The 14,906-nt window shown below is 62.2% G+C and carries 12 protein-coding genes; 3 read left to right on the forward strand and 9 right to left on the reverse strand.

Going from position 1 to position 14,906, the window contains the following annotated elements:
- From ACQ4MJ_RS07820 to ACQ4MJ_RS07840, 5 genes are all read right to left on the reverse strand, one after another.
- The gene (locus ACQ4MJ_RS07820; RefSeq protein WP_431149311.1) at positions 1-1,302 is read right to left on the reverse strand and encodes an ABC transporter ATP-binding protein; all 1,302 of its coding nucleotides are present in this window, start codon (positions 1,300-1,302) and stop codon (positions 1-3) included.
- A gap of 3 nt (positions 1,303-1,305) precedes the next feature.
- Entirely contained in the window at positions 1,306-2,103 is a 798-nt protein-coding gene (locus ACQ4MJ_RS07825; RefSeq protein WP_431149310.1) for an ABC transporter permease, read from the reverse strand.
- A gap of 323 nt (positions 2,104-2,426) precedes the next feature.
- Positions 2,427-3,053: an RnfABCDGE type electron transport complex subunit B gene (locus ACQ4MJ_RS07830; RefSeq protein ID WP_431149308.1), complete on the reverse strand. Its 627-nt coding sequence runs from the start codon at positions 3,051-3,053 to the stop codon at positions 2,427-2,429.
- Positions 3,054-3,206: 153 nt separating this feature from the next.
- Positions 3,207-4,751, reverse strand: a complete 1,545-nt coding sequence (locus ACQ4MJ_RS07835) for a polyhydroxyalkanoate depolymerase (RefSeq protein ID WP_431173698.1) — start codon at positions 4,749-4,751, stop codon at positions 3,207-3,209.
- Positions 4,752-4,958: 207 nt separating this feature from the next.
- Positions 4,959-6,050, reverse strand: coding sequence for a GTP pyrophosphokinase (locus tag ACQ4MJ_RS07840; RefSeq protein ID WP_431149306.1), 1,092 nt, complete (start codon positions 6,048-6,050; stop codon positions 4,959-4,961).
- Positions 6,051-6,280: 230 nt separating this feature from the next.
- Here ACQ4MJ_RS07840 and ACQ4MJ_RS07845 point away from each other — a divergent pair, with 230 nt between their 5' ends.
- Entirely contained in the window at positions 6,281-9,085 is a 2,805-nt protein-coding gene (locus ACQ4MJ_RS07845; protein WP_431149305.1) for a bifunctional diguanylate cyclase/phosphodiesterase, read from the forward strand.
- Positions 9,086-9,140: 55 nt separating this feature from the next.
- On the opposite strand, the gene ACQ4MJ_RS07850 is transcribed toward ACQ4MJ_RS07845, so the two are convergent.
- From ACQ4MJ_RS07850 to ACQ4MJ_RS07860, 3 genes are all read right to left on the reverse strand, one after another.
- Complete coding sequence (locus ACQ4MJ_RS07850; RefSeq protein WP_431149304.1) at positions 9,141-9,674, reverse strand: GNAT family N-acetyltransferase; 534 nt, start codon at positions 9,672-9,674, stop codon at positions 9,141-9,143.
- A 49-nt stretch (positions 9,675-9,723) separates the two neighbouring features.
- Complete coding sequence (gene dusA, locus ACQ4MJ_RS07855; protein WP_233573426.1) at positions 9,724-10,731, reverse strand: tRNA dihydrouridine(20/20a) synthase DusA; 1,008 nt, start codon at positions 10,729-10,731, stop codon at positions 9,724-9,726.
- A 268-nt stretch (positions 10,732-10,999) separates the two neighbouring features.
- Positions 11,000-12,181, reverse strand: coding sequence for an alkane 1-monooxygenase (locus tag ACQ4MJ_RS07860; protein ID WP_431149303.1), 1,182 nt, complete (start codon positions 12,179-12,181; stop codon positions 11,000-11,002).
- A 263-nt stretch (positions 12,182-12,444) separates the two neighbouring features.
- On the opposite strand from ACQ4MJ_RS07860, the gene ACQ4MJ_RS07865 reads away from it, so the two are divergent.
- Entirely contained in the window at positions 12,445-13,032 is a 588-nt protein-coding gene (locus ACQ4MJ_RS07865; RefSeq protein ID WP_431149302.1) for a lysophospholipid acyltransferase family protein, read from the forward strand.
- A 97-nt stretch (positions 13,033-13,129) separates the two neighbouring features.
- Here the strand turns inward: ACQ4MJ_RS07865 and ACQ4MJ_RS07870 are convergent, their stop codons facing one another.
- Positions 13,130-13,582 carry an Lrp/AsnC family transcriptional regulator gene (locus ACQ4MJ_RS07870; protein WP_228895429.1) on the reverse strand — a complete coding sequence of 151 codons (453 nt, stop codon included), beginning with the start codon at positions 13,580-13,582 and terminating at the stop codon, positions 13,130-13,132.
- 170 nt (positions 13,583-13,752) lie between these two features.
- Between ACQ4MJ_RS07870 and ACQ4MJ_RS07875 the strand changes: the two genes are divergently transcribed.
- Positions 13,753-14,889 (forward strand): saccharopine dehydrogenase family protein, encoded by a 1,137-nt coding sequence (locus ACQ4MJ_RS07875; protein WP_431149300.1) that lies wholly within the window; start codon positions 13,753-13,755, stop codon positions 14,887-14,889.
- Positions 14,890-14,906: the final 17 nt, after the last annotated feature.

The raw sequence follows: 14,906 nt of genomic DNA on the forward strand, positions 1-14,906 counted from the left end.
TCAATTTTGCACAGAGGTTATTGCCATAAATTCTCCGCTTGCCGGGAGTCCAAACATCCCAAGAAATGGTGCTGATTCTGTCTCGTAGTCCCAGTCAATCCTGAATGGCCCAAACCAGCCAGTACTGTCGATTTCTCTGCCCTTGTTGATGCCGGTTGGTTGGTGAATACCAATTTTCAAGGAATAAAGTCCCGCTTCCATGGCCAGCGTCACCTTGAACACAAAAACTGCGCTGCTCCCTGTTTCTGTTTCGCAGTCTTCCACGCCCAAGCGCCGGGCATTGGTGACAAAAATAACCTGATCAAAGCGGTTTTTTATTGCCAATGCCACTGTCGTGCCGACATCATCCAGATGGCTTTGGTAATGTACCTTTATATATACATCAGAACCCATCCTGGCATGCCCAATTTCGTTCTCATTGTGATCCTGGATGCTAACTGCCATCAACCTGTTGCGAAGGTTTTGAGGTTTGGTCCAGAACGCATTGTTGAAAATCATGGGGTTTTGAGCATCCGCAGTGACTGCAACAAGGTGTGAGGTGGGTGTTTTCGTGGTGTGTGCAGGCAGTATCGGCGCATCCTCATTGAAATAGTGCCGTATCGCGGATCCGCTGTCGCCCATGAATTGAGCCATGCCATGGCGCAAATAGAGGGCTGTTTTGCAAAGATCACGTACCGTCCCCATGTCGTGTGAGACGAAAAGCAGGGTCAAACCGTCTTCCCGCATTTTTCGAAGGCGTCCAAAACATTTCTGCTGGAAAAAATAATCTCCTACGCTCAGTGCTTCATCAACAATCAATATATCTGGCGTCAATGCTACCTGTACGGCAAAAGCCAGGCGAACAAGCATGCCGCTCGAATAGGTTTTGACCTGTCGGTCCAGCACATCGCCAATATCAGCAAATGCGGCGATGTCGTCGAATTGGCGCTCCACATCTGATCGCGTCAATCCCATCAACAAGCCATTCAGCAGGACGTTTTCCCGGCCTGTGTATTCCGGGTTGAACCCGCTGCCCAATTCCAGCAATGCGGCAACTCGCCCATTCACCTGTACCTTGCCGGTCGTTGGAGTCAGGGTCTGGGTCACTATTTCCAGCAAGGTACTTTTGCCACTGCCGTTGCGGCCGATGACCCCCAGCGATTCACCCCGCCTGACCTCGAGGTTGATGTCTTTCAGTGCCCATATTTCCTGCATTCCTTCTGTGTGCCTAGGAGACAATGCATGCAGAAGGCGTGAGCGCTGATTGTCGAATACCCGATAGCACTTGCTGACATCCTGTACGGAAATGACAATGTCCGACATCGCTCAAACCATGTCCGCAAACGTTGTGCGCAGCCGTCTGAACAGTATCAACGAGGCCCACGAAAAAGCACTGGCAAGGCCGGTATAGACCGCAAGCCCCAAGAAGGAGGGCAGTCCCCCTGTCAGAAGCACGAGGCGAAACTGCTCGACGATAAAGGTCAGAGGATTGAGCATCAGCAAATTCTTCAGCAATTCAGGGGCAGAATCCATGCTGTAGAAAATCGGGGTTAGGAAGAGAAGGCAGTGGCTGAGCATGCCTGTCAGCTGGCCGATGTCCTTCACCGCAACGCCCACAGCGGAGAGAAGCCATGCCAACCCCAGCAGCATGGGTGAAAAGCACAGCAGGATAAAGGGAAAAAGAAGCACCGTGGGTGAAGGCTTCCCCATGAAAACTATATATCCCGCCAGTAAAATCGCTGTACCCAGTAATGCCTGAAGGTAGGCTACTCCTACTGTAACGACGGGCAATAGCTCTAGTGGGAAAACCACCTTCTTCACGAAGTTGGGGTTCCTTGCTATCAGAAGAGGTGATTTATTCAGGACTTCTGAAAATGCATTGAAAATAATCAACCCGGCGAATAACATGAATGCATAGTCAGCCGCGCTGCCTGCATTGTTCCAGCGAGATTTGAGAATTACTCCAAATGCGATAATGTAAATGGTCAGTAAAAAGAGGGGTTGCACCAGCGACCAAAATATTCCGCCAAAGGAGCCGCGATATTGGCTGGAAAATTCACGCTTGACGAGTTCAAGGACCAAACTGCGGTGCCGCCACAATGTGGTGGGAAGGCTAGATTGCATGGATTGCACATTCCATTTGAAATCGCGGCTGTATTGATTTGGTTGGTATAGTCATTAATCCCAGCCTAATATTGCGCGATGTGCATTGTCGAGAAGATCTGTGCTAGGCGGGCGGGTGGGGACGCTCTTATTGAATCATTGAAGGTTGCCCTGCAGCGGGGGGGGGCTGTTCGATGCGCCGTCTGAACGTGAAATTTGCTCCAATGTGCTCGATTTTGCGGGTTTTGTCTTCCCTCAAAGTGCCACGGAGGGCTGGGCCTGAAGATTTCCCGGTCCTTGTCGACCTGGGCGGATGAAGAGGGCTCTTGCTCAGAGCCCCCAACCTAGCGCGGAGCTTGTGACCGCCGCTGGCGGGCTCGCTCCAGGGCTGCTGCAATGGTGGCCTGGCGGGCAACCTGCGCCGTGGCGGTATCTGCGAGGGAGGCAGGGACAGGGCCGTTGTCAACGGAGGACGGAGGGGTTTCATCATCCGCGTCCGGTACTGCTTCCAAGGGCAGGCGTTCACGGTGTGCCTGGTAGCGCAGGCGCGCCTGTTGCGCCAAAGGACCCGACCATGCGGCCCAGCCGGTGGCATTCCCGCTGGCGTTTTCGAGCTGGATGCAATCCACGGGGCACACCGGAATGCACAGCTCGCACCCGGTGCAATAGGGCTCGACAACGGTGTGCATTTTCTTGTGGGAGCCCACGATGGCATCGGTGGGGCAGGCCTTGATGCACAGCGTGCAGCCGATACACCAGGCTTCGTCGATGTACGCCACGGTGCGTGGGGCTTCCACACCATGCTCCGCACTCAGCGGCAGCGGTGCTTGCCCCGTGATGGCTGCGAGGCGGGCGATGCCCTCAGCGCCCCCAGGGGGGCACAGGTTGATGGGCACGCCCTCTTCGGCAATGGCCCGGGCGTATGTGGCGCAGTCGGGATAGCCGCAGCGTGTGCACTGTGTCTGGGGCAAGGCCGCGTCGATCCGCGCCGCAAGCGTGAGGGCGGCGGCAGTTGATGCAGAAGCTGGCCGGGGGGGGCTCAAGCCTTGCGTGCCGCATTGCGGCGGGTGCGGGCAGATGCCGCGGCGGTCACCGTAGTCTTCGCTGGCGTGGCAACGCCCACATCAGCGGGTGCGGCAGCGCCGGTGGGCTTGCTGGTGGTGGCTGCGGGTGCTGGTGCCACCCAGCGGGTGGCCACCGCCGCAGGCGCCTTGGCCGTGGGCTTGGTTGGCGTTTTGGCGGCTGCTTTGACGGGCGTTTTTACAGCCGCTGTGGCGACGGGTTTGACGGGTGGCTTGGCGGCTGCCTTGGGGGCGGGCGCTGCGGCTTTTGTTGTTGCTGCTGCGCGGTGGGGGGGGGTTGTCGTCCGGCGTTTCCGTGACGGGTGCTGCGATTTTCGCCTGGGGCTTTTCGTGCTCCAGGATGAAAGCGTGCACCTGGGGGTAGACCACTTCGCGCCAGCGCCGGCCGCTGAAGATGCCATAGTGGCCCGCGCCCTTGGCCTCCAGATGGCGTTGTTCCTTGCGCACGATGCCGCTGCACAAATCGTGCGCGGCTTCGGTCTGGCCCGAGCCGGAGATGTCGTCAAGCTCGCCTTCCACCGTGAACAGGGCGGTGGTGGTGATGTCCTGCGGGCGCACGCGCTCGATCTTGCCGTCGGGGGAGCGCACATCCCAGGTGCCGTGCACCAGTTTGTAGTCCTGGAAAACGGTCTGGATGGTTTCCAGGTAGTAGTCGGCGTCCATGTCGAGCACGGCGTTGTACTCGTCGTAGAACTTGCGGTGGGCCTCGGCGCTGGCGTCGTCGCCCTTGATCAGGTCCTTGAAGTAGTCATAGTGGCTGCTGGCGTGGCGGTCCGGGTTCATGGCCACGAAGCCGGTGTACTGCAGAAAACCAGGGTACACGCGCCGCCCTGCGCCGGGGAAGTTCTCGGGCACGCGGTAGATCACGTTGTTCTCGAACCACTCAAAGCTACGGTTCGTCGCCAGGTTGTTCACCGAAGTCGGGGATTTGCGGGCGTCGATGGGGCCGCCCATCATGGTCATCGTCAGCGGCGTGGTTTCGCCACGGCTGGCCATCAGGGACACGGCTGCCAGCACGGGCACGGTGGGCTGGCACACGCTGATGACATGGCAGTTGCCATAGATGCCCTGCAGGTGGCGGATGAACTCCTGCACGTAATTCACGTAGTCGTCGAGGTGGAACTCACCCTCGGCCAGGGGGACCAGCCGGGCATTCTTCCAGTCGGTGATGTAGACCTTGTGGTCCTTGAGCATGGTGCGCACGGTGTCGCGCAGCAAAGTGGCGTAGTGCCCCGACAAGGGCGCCACGATCAGCACCACAGGCTGGGCCTTGAGCTTGGTCAAGGTGGCGGTGTCGTCCGAGAAACGCTTGAAGCGGCGCAGTTCGCAGAACGGCTTGTCCATCTCGATGCGTTCGTGCACCGCTACACCGACGCCGTCCACATCCACCGAATGGATCTCGAAAGCGGGCTTTTCGTAGTCCTTGCCCAGGCGATACAGCAGTTCGTAGCCCGCAGACATGCGCTGCGCCAGCGGGCTTTCGCTGAAGGGGGACATGGGGTTGCTGAACAGCTTGGCAGCAGCCTGCGCGAAATCGGTAAAGGGCTCCATCAGGGAGCGCTGGGTTTCGTAGATGTGATACAGCATGGGCGAAACTCCGTTATGTTGCAGTGCAATATAACAGCACTTCGTAACAAGCGCATGGAGGAAAACCACCAATGCCAAGTCACCTATGCGACAGATCAGGGCGTCTCACTTAGAGCTTGTCCAATAAGCCGATGCCAGTCAAATTGCTATTGAATAGATAGCTGTAAATTTAATCTGGACGAGCGGTAGGGCCCAATTTTTCTCAAATTATTGCGGCTTTGGCTCAGCCTGCTCCTGCAACCACGCCTCGAACGACTCCCGGGCCGAGTTGCGCAGGGCGGGGCGGAACGCGGTCTTGTTACTCAAGTACAGGCAATGCCGGATCACGGTATACGGATTGAAGCTGGCCTGGGGGTTTTGTTCTTCGAAGTGCTGCTTGTAGCGCTTGACCACGCCCACGGTCTCGCGCATCAGCGCATTGAAGCGGGCCCGCGTCATGCCCCGGGACCACGCCTGAATGTCGTCCACAAAACCGTCTACCTTGGAAGGCTCGAACTCGAAGTCCTTGAAGAAGTGCGTTGCAATCTTGAGGAAGGTGAACGCGTTGAGCTCGCTGCTGGGGGCTTGGGCCTTGCTGGGGGCCTGCGGGTTGTCGGCGGTGGCAGGGTCGGGCAGCGGCTCGGCGGTTTCGTCGGGGGCTTGCAGCAGTTCGGCGGCCGTGGCGTCGCGGATCTGGCGGAACTCGCGGTCGGCCAGCTCGAACAGGGCTGACAGCACATTGATGCGGCGCTTGAGTTCGCCTGGGATCGATTTCTTGTACTTGATCCGGTGGTCCAGCACGCTCCAGGAGTCCTGGATGATGGTGCGCACCTGCAGCTCGAACGGCAGGTGGGCATAGGCTGCATGCTCAGGCTGCGTGCGTTCGGCATGACTGAGCTTGAGGTCCAGATGCAGGCCTTTGTAGCCAAATGAGGCCTCGGTGCTTTCCACCGCCGTCACCTTGTCGGTGACATCGATCACGGCAAAGTGCCCGCGCACGATGGCCGCGATTTTCTCCAGCTCGTCCTCGTACAGGCACACCACACGCACGCCGACCAGGTCGGTGATGTAGTGCTGGATCTCATAGGGCGTGTTGTTTTCCTCCAGCGCTGGGCGGTATTTGCGCACGAACTTGCGGATGCATTCATCCACATCCTTGACGCGGCCCTCCACCTTGGCGATCTCTACCCCACCCGACTGCGTGACCACAGCGGCCACCATGGCGGTGAAGGCGGCGCAGGCGGTTTCCAGCGCAGCGGATTGCTCTGCGTAGAACGCGCGGAAATGGGATTCCTCCAGGTCGAAATCAAGCGATGGCATGCTGGTTCTTTGGTGTGCGAGGGTGGTGGGTGGGGGCGTGCTCAAGCCCCTGGTGCGGTGTTGAGGATGGCGCGCAGGGAGCATATCCAACAATGCCCGCCCGGCGTTGCCCTGTGTGCAAAGTGTTTGCGCAAATACAGCTTTCTTGTGCCGGACAGATGCCCATAATGGTGCAGATCGCCACGGCGGTGGCTTTTGCCGACCGTGGCGGGTAAATCACCCAGAACGCCATGACCCAACATTCTCCGGCAGGGATCGTCGATGCAGCCGCTGGGTCCACACCCTTGGCGCCTTCCTCTGGAGGAGGGAAGGGGACCACCAGCCACCGGTGGGTTCCCGTCGTGCTGCCACCTCTGGTGGGGCTGCTGACCCTGGGGCTGACGTTCTTGTACTGGCAGAGCGCCGAGAGCGGTGCCCGCGCCAAGCAGGAGCAGAACTTTCAGGTCGCGGCCGACCAGATCGCCTACAACCTCAAGGACCGGATGGCCACCTACGAGGTGGTGCTTCGCGGAGTCAAGGGGTATTTTGAAGGGTCCGAGCGCATCGATCGGGCCGAGTTTCAGGCCTATGTGGGGGCGCTCCAGCTGCGTGAAACGCGCCCTGGCTTGCAGGGGGTTTCGCTCGTCATGCAGCTACCTGCTTCGGCACTGGCGGCACACCTGGATGACATGCGCCAGCGCGGTTTTGCCCAATACACCGTGCGCCCCGAAGGTGCGCGCGAGGTGCTGGCGCCCATCACCCACATCGAGCCCTTGGAGGGCAACAACCTCAAGGCGCTGGGATTCGATGTGCTGACACTTCCCCCAGCAAAGGAAGCACTGGACCGGGCCCGTGACACCGGAGAGCTCGCCTTGTCCGGCCAGTTGACGCTGCTGCAAAACAGCAGCCCGGGGCTGGTCATGTACATGCCGCTGTATGGCGCGGGCGTCGATACGCGCGCGGTGCATGGTCGGCGCGCGGGCCTTGCCGGCTGGGTGTCCGCGCCGTTTCGCCTGGAAGACGTCGTCCAAGGCATGTCGCGCGAGTTTGATGCCGACATCGGCTTTCGGATCACCGACGACACCCAAGCAGGCGCTCAAACCCTGCTATTTAGCAACGTTGTGCACCAGGCCGCTGTGCAGGGGGATGCCCCCTCGGGTCTGCAGGCACGGCGTGTGCTGGAACTGGGTGGCCGCCGCTGGGTGTTGCAAATGTCGCCACTGCCTGCGTTTGCGGCGCGTTTTCAGGATGAGGGGCACCACCCTGTGGCCCTGATGGGTACGGTGCTGAGCCTGTTGCTCGCCTGGTTCACCTGGCTCTTGGCTACGGGGCGCGAGCGGGCCGTGGCACTGGCACGCGACATGACGGCGGAGCTGCGCGCCACGCGCGATGACCTGGAGAGCACGCTCAACGCCATCCCCGACCTGTTGTTCGAGGTGGGGCTGGATGGCTGCATCTACCACTACCGGTCGGCGCGGTCCGAAGCACTGGCCGTGCCGCCCGAGATGTTTCTGGGTCGCTTGCTGCGCGACGTGGTCCCGCCCGAGGCCGCCGCAGGCTGCCATGCAGCGCTGGAGGCCGCGCACCGCACGGGCTATTCGGCGGGCCACCAGTACCGCCTGGAACTCCAGGGCGCTACGCACTGGTTTGAGCTGTCCATTGCCCGCAAGGAAAGCGCCACTTCGGGCGATGAACCCCGGTTCATCGCGCTCTCGCGCGACATCACCGAGCGCAAGCAGGCCGAGGCGCGCACGCACCAGCTGGCCTATTTCGACGCGCTCACCGGCCTGCCCAACCGGCGCATGCTCCTGGACCGCATGGAGCACGCCTTGCGCAGCGCCCAGCAAACGGCGCAGGTGGGCGCCGTGCTGTACATCGACCTCGACAACTTCAAGCAGATCAACGACGCGCGGGGGCACACGCTGGGCGACACGCTGCTCATGCAGGTAGCGCAGCGCCTCACGCAGCAGCTGCGCCCCGGCGACACCGTGGCCCGCCTGGGCGGGGACGAGTTTGTGGTGCTGGCGCACAACGTGGCGACCGACATGGAGGCCGCCGGGCGCCAGGCCCTGCTGGTGGCCGAAGAAATTCGCACTGCGCTGGAAGCGCCATACACCATCGACACGCACCTCTACAGCACCACGGGCAGCATCGGCATTACGCTGTTCCCCAAGCGCGGCGAAGGCGTGGAAGATCTGCTGCGCGAGGCCGACACCGCCATGTACCGCGCCAAGGACCTGGGCCGCAACCGCATCCGCTTTTATGAGGCGGCCATGCAGGCCGATGTGCAGGAACGCCTGGCGCTGGAGCAGGACCTGAAGAAAGCCCACGCCCTGGGCCAGTTGGCTGCATTCGTGCAGAGCCAGGTGGACGCATCCGGCACTGTGGTGGGCGGCGAGTTGCTGATGCGCTGGGACCACCCCGTGCGCGGCAATGTGCCGCCCGGCCGCTTCATCCCCATCGCCGAAGCCTCGGGCCTGATCCTGCGCATGGGCGACTGGATGATCCAGCAGGCCTGCGAAACCCTGGCGCGCCTGCAGGCTACGGGGCACGAGCTGTCGCTGTCGGTCAACGTGAGCGAGCGGCAGTTTCGCCAGGACGATTTTGTCGAGCGCGTGCGCCACATGCTGGCCCACACCGGCGCCCATCCAGCCAACCTGATCCTCGAAGTGACCGAGAGCCTGCTCATCGAAGACCTGGACGACACCATCGCCCGCATGACCGAAATCGTGGGCCTGGGCGTGCGCTTTTCCATCGACGACTTCGGCACCGGATATTCGAGCCTGGCCTACCTCAAGCGGCTGCCGCTGTATGAGCTCAAGATCGACAAAAGTTTTGTGGACGACACCCCTGACGACCCCAGCGACACCGCCATCGTGCAGTCCATCATCTCGGTCGCCAGCCACCTGAACCTGCGCGTGGTGGCCGAGGGTGTGGAAACCCGTGCACAAGCAGATTTTCTGGTGGCGAGCCAGTGTGACTGCCTGCAGGGCTACCTGTTCGGGCGGCCGGAGCCGCTGGCGGCGTGGCTGGGTAGGCTGACTTCAACGCAATGATGCGCTGCGCGCTTGGGGAAAGTGCTGCGCAGCCCGATCAGGAGCCGAAGGTGGCTCAATGGGCCACGAACGCCCAGCGTTCATGGTCCCGCCAGCGGCCATTGATCTTGAGGTAGCGGGGCGAAAAGCCTTCTTGCCGGAAGCCACAGGCCCGCACCAGCGCAATGGACGCTGCGTTGCCGGGCTGGATGTTCGCCTCCAGCCGGTGCAGCTTCAGTGGCCCAAAGGCGTGGCGCAGCAGCTGTTGCATGCCCGCACGCATCAGGCCCTGGCGCTCGTAACCGGCGAAGACGTAGTAGCCCAGGTAAGCGCTGCGAAAGTTGCCCATCACGATCTGTGAGAGATTGAAGACGCCCGCGATCTGTTCGCCTTCGCCCGCTTTGGGCGGCCGGCACACCAGAAAACCCTGGTTCGCAGGCGTGTCCAGCTGCGCCAGATAGGCTGCAAACGACTCGGGGGTCGATGGCGCCGAGGTCCAGGGTGTATGCAGAGCTTGGCTGTGCTGGGCCAAAGTGACAAAGCGCTCTGCATCCGCTGCCACGGGTGCGCGCAAGGCGACGGACGCGGTGGCTTGGGTTTTTACGCGCACTTGCACACGCTTTGGTTCTGCCCGCAAGCCATCACCCCGCTGTGCGGCGTCAGGCAGCCAGGGCCTGGGCTGCTGGGTCTGCAGAAGATTCAGGCGCGTTGGCATACGCCTGCATCGCCAGCGCATGCACCTCGCGCGCAGGGCGGTCCTTGAGCAGATGGTTGCTCCACACCTGGCGCCAGATGCGGGCACCGGGCAGGCTGTGGCGCAGGCCCAGCATGTGGCGGGCGATGTGGGGCCAGGGGGTGCCGTACTGGGCAGCCTCGCGCTCCATGTACTCGACCATCTTGATTTCGACCTCTTCGCGCGTCAGGGGGCAGGGCATACCACCTTGTTCGCCGTAGTAGAGCTGGTCCCAGCGGGCCAGCCACCAGGGGTTGTGGTAGGCCTCGCGACCGATCATCACGCCGTCCAGGTGCGTGAGCTGCTCTTGCACCACCGCATCGGTGGTGATGCCGCCGTTGATGGCGATGGTGAACTGCGGAAACTCTGCCTTGAGCTGGTGCACCACTTCGTAGCGCAGGGGAGGGACATCGCGGTTTTCCTTGGGGGAGAGGCCTTGCAGCCAGGCGTTGCGCGCATGCACGATGAACACGGTACACCCGGCGTCGGCCACGGTGCCGATGAAGTCGCGCACAAAACCGTAGTCCTCCACCTTGTCGATGCCGATGCGGTGCTTGACGGTGACGGGCACGCTGACCACGTCCTTCATGGCCTTCACGCAGTCGGCCACCAGCTGAGGCGATTTCATCAGACTGGCGCCAAACGCGCCGCGCTGCACCCGGTCGCTGGGGCAGCCGCAGTTGAGGTTGATTTCGCCGTAGCCCCATTGCGCGCCCAGGCGCGCAGCCTCGGCCAGCTTGTCGGGCTCGTTGCCGCCCAATTGCAGGGCCACAGGGTGCTCTTCGGCGTTGAAGCGCAGGTGCCGCTCGGTGCCGCCATGGATGATGGCGCCCGCGTTCACCATCTCGGTGTACAGCAGGGTCTGGCGGGTCAGCAGCCGGTGAAAGTAACGGCAGTGGCGGTCGGTCCAGTCCATCATCGGGGCGACGGACATGCGCCAGGGGCTCAGGGTGGTTTCCACGGGCAAACTAGAAAAGCGGGGAGGGTGGGGGCTGCGTGGGGTGCGCCTGTGGGGACGAAGGCGCCCGCAGGGCTGCAACTGGAAAGCCGCGATTATCCCACCGACCTCGCGGCCAGCACCAGCGTGTGGTTTTGAATAGAAATGGGTGCTAGCGCTTATCTAGCAAGCGCTAATTGCTATCAAAAACAGAGCTTTCGAATGGCTTGCAACAAAACGCTGTGCGGTTGCGCCCTTGGGCGTGCTAGCCCGCCGGCTGCGCCCCTTCGCGCAGCCCATAGCGGCGCACCACCTGGGCGCGTTGGCGCGGGTCGATGTTGATGTGGGTTGCATCGCGCCCCGCCATGGCCAGCAGGCGTGGGTCCATCACGCGGCGCCACAGGGGCGGCACGTAGGCCAGGGTGAACATGCCGAAGTAGCCAATCGGTAGCTGCGGCACATGGTCGAAATGCCGCAGCGACTGGTAGCGCCGCAGCGGATGCGCGTGGTGGTCGGAATGCCGTTGCAGGTGAAACAGCGCCCAGTTGGAGAACAGGTGGTTGCTGTTCCACGAGTGGTGTGGCTGGCAGGGCTCGTAGCGGCCGCTGGCGTCTTGCGTGCGCAGCAGGCCGTAGTGCTCTACGTAGTTGGCCGAGGTGAGCTGAAAGTTGGCCCAGAACGAGGCCACTACCAGAAACGGCAGCACGAAAAGGCCCAGCCACAGGGCCAGGGCGGTCCATAGCAGCAGGGTAATCAGCGCGGGCTGCAGGATTTCGTTGTGCCAGGAAAACTGCGGTTGTTGCTGGCGCGCCAGCCGGTCTTTCTCCAGCGCCCAGGCCCGGCGCAGGGCTCCGGGCATTTCGCGCAGCGCGAAGCGGTAGATCGACTCGCCCATGCGCGACGACGCCGGGTCGGCCGGGGTCGCCACGTCGCGGTGGTGGCCCCGGTTGTGTTCGATGAAGAAGTGCCCGTAGGCCGTGGGTGCCAGTACCAACTTGGCCAGCCAGCGTTCGAGCTTGGAGTTTTTATGGCCCAGCTCATGCCCCAGGTTGATGCAGAAGCCGCCCACCGTGCCCGTGGTCAACACCATGGCCAGAACACCATGCCAGGGCAACGTCTGCGTGGCCACAAACCAGGTGCTGAAGATAAAAGCCGCCCACAGCACCGGCACCAGCAGGTAGGTGATGCGGCGGTAGTAGCGGTCTCGCTCCAGCGCCGGCACGGCGGATTCGGGTGGGTTGCTCTGGTCCACGCCCAGCAGCCAGTCCAGCAACGGCGCCGCCAGGTAGAAAAACGCCACCGGCGTCCACAGCGTCAGCGCCTCGCCAGTCCAGAGCATGAGCGCTGGGCCCACGGCCACGGTGCAGGGCACCACCAGCGACAACAGCCACGCATACCGCTTGCGGTCGCGGTAGGTGGTGTCGTCGTTGCGGGCGGCTTGCAGCATGGTCCAGGGCGTAGCGTGGCGTGGTGGGTCGGCTCCGGGGAAGGAGAGCCATGCCAGTCATTCTGTTCAAGCGCCTTCGAAATGCCAGATCTTTTTGACCAAAGTGAGGCCGGGAGAAGATTGTTGACAATGCCGCCAACGGAGGTTCTCCGCGGACAGGTTGCCCTGCCTCAAAACTGGGCATAGGGGCTATCGGCGATACTCCCGGCGCTTGCGATTGACGGTGGCACGACCGCCGCTGCCTGTTTTCTGCCTCCCCCCTCATGCACCACACCATTTTTGACACTCCGGTTGTCAACACGCTCCTGCGCGCCTTTTCCCGCTTTACGCTGCGCATTACCGGCTGGAAGATTGAAGGCACTTTGCCCACCCACGCCGCCAAAAGTGTGCTGATTGCCGCGCCCCACACCAGCAACTGGGACTTGCCTTACACGCTGATGCTGGCGTTCTCGCTCCGCCTGCGGGTGTACTGGATGGGCAAACACAGCCTGTTCAAGGCGCCGTTCGGTGGCGTGATGCGCTGGCTGGGCGGCATTCCGGTGAACCGGGAGCAGTCCGGCAACCTGGTCGCCACGTCGGCCCAGGCGATGCGGGAGGCCGATGGCCCCATGCAGCTCATCGTGCCGCCCGAGGGCACACGCGGCAAAACGCGGCACTGGAAGACAGGCTTTTACTTCATCGCTCAGCAGGCGGGCGTGCCCATCGTGCTCGCGTTTGTGGACTATGGCCGCAAGGTGGGCGGACTGGGGCCAGTGTTCGAGCCCACGGGCGACCTGGACAGCGATATGGCGCGTATCAAGGCGTTTTATGCGCCGATCCAGGGGAAGAACCCGAAGCAATTCGAGACCTGATGCAGGTCATTGAATTTTGGTGAAATTTGGCTCAATCGCTTATCTATAAAGCGTAAGCAGCTATCAAAAATGAAGTTAGTGCGGGCGTTAATGGTGCTCACGCCCCCACGCTGCGGCGATCAATCTTGCGGCTGAGCACGATGCTGGTCTGCGTCTGGTGCACGCCGTCCAGTTGCCCCACCTTGTCGAGCAGGGCGTCGAGCTGCTCATGGCTGGTGCAGCGCAAGAACACCAGATAGTCAAACGGCCCGCTCACGGCGGATACCTCTTCGACCTCGGCCATGGCCTCCAGCGCGCGCAGCACGGTGGGCGCGGTTTTGGGCAGCACGCTGATGCTGCACCAGGCCCGCACGGTGGTGGCATCGAGCCGGGTGCCCAGCCGCACCCCGTAACCCGCGACCACCCCCGAGCGCTCCAGCCGCGCGATGCGCGCCACCACGGTGGTGCGGGCCAGCCCCAGCTTGCGTGCCAGCGTGGCCGTGCCCTCGCGGGCATTGGCCTGCAGCAGGCTCAGCAGCTGGCGGTCGGTGTCGTCCAGGGGTTGTGTCATGGGCTAGTCCTCAAAAAGTCATAACGCCCATCATATTCGCCGTTATGGCAAAACAAAGAGCGTTTTTCGACGTTATTAGCGCTACACATTGACAGCACCCTTGCCTAGCATCAAGGCATCTTCAACACCGCTCACTGCTTCACGCAGTGACCACCACCGGGAGTGCCGCCATGACTACCCTTTCCAACACCTCCACCGCCTCCCACGCCGCCACCCATCGCGCCATCACCATCCTGGGCGCGGGCCACATCGGCTTTGCCATGGCGCTGCTGCAGCAGGCCGGCGACTACGACATCCTGGTGGTGGACCGCGACCCGGCGCGCCTGGCCGAGGTGGCTGCGCTAGGCGTCTCGACCCAGTTGACGACAGACGACGCAAGCCTGCAGACCGCCATCGATGGCCGTTTTGCCGTGCTGAACGCGCTGCCGTTTCACCGCGCCGTGCCGGTTGCGACGCTTTGTGCCGCAGCGGGAGTGCACTACTTTGACCTGACCGAAGACGTGGCAAGCACCCAGGCCATCCGCGCACTGGCAGCCAACGCCCGCAGCGTGCTCATGCCCCAATGTGGCCTGGCGCCGGGTTTCATCGGCATCGTGGGCAACGATTTGGCGCGCCGTTTCGACACCCTGCACACGCTGCGCATGCGCGTGGGCGCGCTTCCGCGCTACCCCCAGGGCGCCCTGCGCTACAACCTGACCTGGAGCACCGAAGGGCTCATCAACGAATACTGCAACCCCTGCGAGGCCATTGTGGACGGAGTGCGCACCACAGTGCCCGCGCTGGAAGGGCTGGAAACCTTCGCGCTCGACGGTGTGGAATACGAGGCGTTCAACACCTCGGGTGGGCTGGGCACATTGACCGAGACGCTGGCAGGCAAGGCGCGCCAGGTGGACTACCAGTCCATCCGCTACCCCGGCCACAACGCCATCCTGAAGCTGCTGCTCAACGACCTGCGCCTGCGTGACCGGCGCGATCTGCTCAAGGACATTCTGGAGACGGCCATTCCCACCACCGACCAGGATGTGATTGTGGTGTTTGCCACCGCATCCGGCATGAAGGGCGGTCGGCTGGTGCAGGACTCGTACTCCGCCCGCATCATCGGCACCCAGGTGGCGGGGCACACGCTGAGCGCTATCCAACTCACCACGGCCGCAGGCATCTGCACGGCGCTCGACCTGGTGGCCCAGGGGCGGTTGCCTCAGCGAGGTTTTGTAGGTCAGGAAGCGTTGGGGCTGGGGGATTTTCTGGCTAACCGGTTTGGGGTGGCATTTGCGGGGGAGCGCCTAAAAGCAGATTTAGCCGTATAAAATAAAAAATTGAAATT

This window comes from Acidovorax facilis, from assembly GCF_050626955.1.
Classification (GTDB): Bacteria; Pseudomonadota; Gammaproteobacteria; order Burkholderiales; family Burkholderiaceae_C; genus Acidovorax; species Acidovorax facilis.

Coding starts and splice junctions, on each gene's coding strand:
- ACQ4MJ_RS07820 (WP_431149311.1), bottom strand. CDS start 1,302: ATGTCGGACATTGTCATTTCCGTACAGGATGTCAGCAAGTGCTATCGG.
- ACQ4MJ_RS07825 (WP_431149310.1), bottom strand. CDS start 2,103: ATGCAATCTAGCCTTCCCACCACATTGTGGCGGCACCGCAGTTTGGTC.
- ACQ4MJ_RS07835 (WP_431173698.1), bottom strand. CDS start 4,751: ATGCTGTATCACATCTACGAAACCCAGCGCTCCCTGATGGAGCCCTTT.
- ACQ4MJ_RS07840 (WP_431149306.1), bottom strand. CDS start 6,050: ATGCCATCGCTTGATTTCGACCTGGAGGAATCCCATTTCCGCGCGTTC.
- ACQ4MJ_RS07845 (WP_431149305.1), top strand. CDS start 6,281: ATGACCCAACATTCTCCGGCAGGGATCGTCGATGCAGCCGCTGGGTCC.
- dusA (WP_233573426.1), bottom strand. CDS start 10,731: ATGTCCGTCGCCCCGATGATGGACTGGACCGACCGCCACTGCCGTTAC.
- ACQ4MJ_RS07860 (WP_431149303.1), bottom strand. CDS start 12,181: ATGCTGCAAGCCGCCCGCAACGACGACACCACCTACCGCGACCGCAAG.
- ACQ4MJ_RS07865 (WP_431149302.1), top strand. CDS start 12,445: ATGCACCACACCATTTTTGACACTCCGGTTGTCAACACGCTCCTGCGC.
- ACQ4MJ_RS07870 (WP_228895429.1), bottom strand. CDS start 13,582: ATGACACAACCCCTGGACGACACCGACCGCCAGCTGCTGAGCCTGCTG.
- ACQ4MJ_RS07875 (WP_431149300.1), top strand. CDS start 13,753: ATGACTACCCTTTCCAACACCTCCACCGCCTCCCACGCCGCCACCCAT.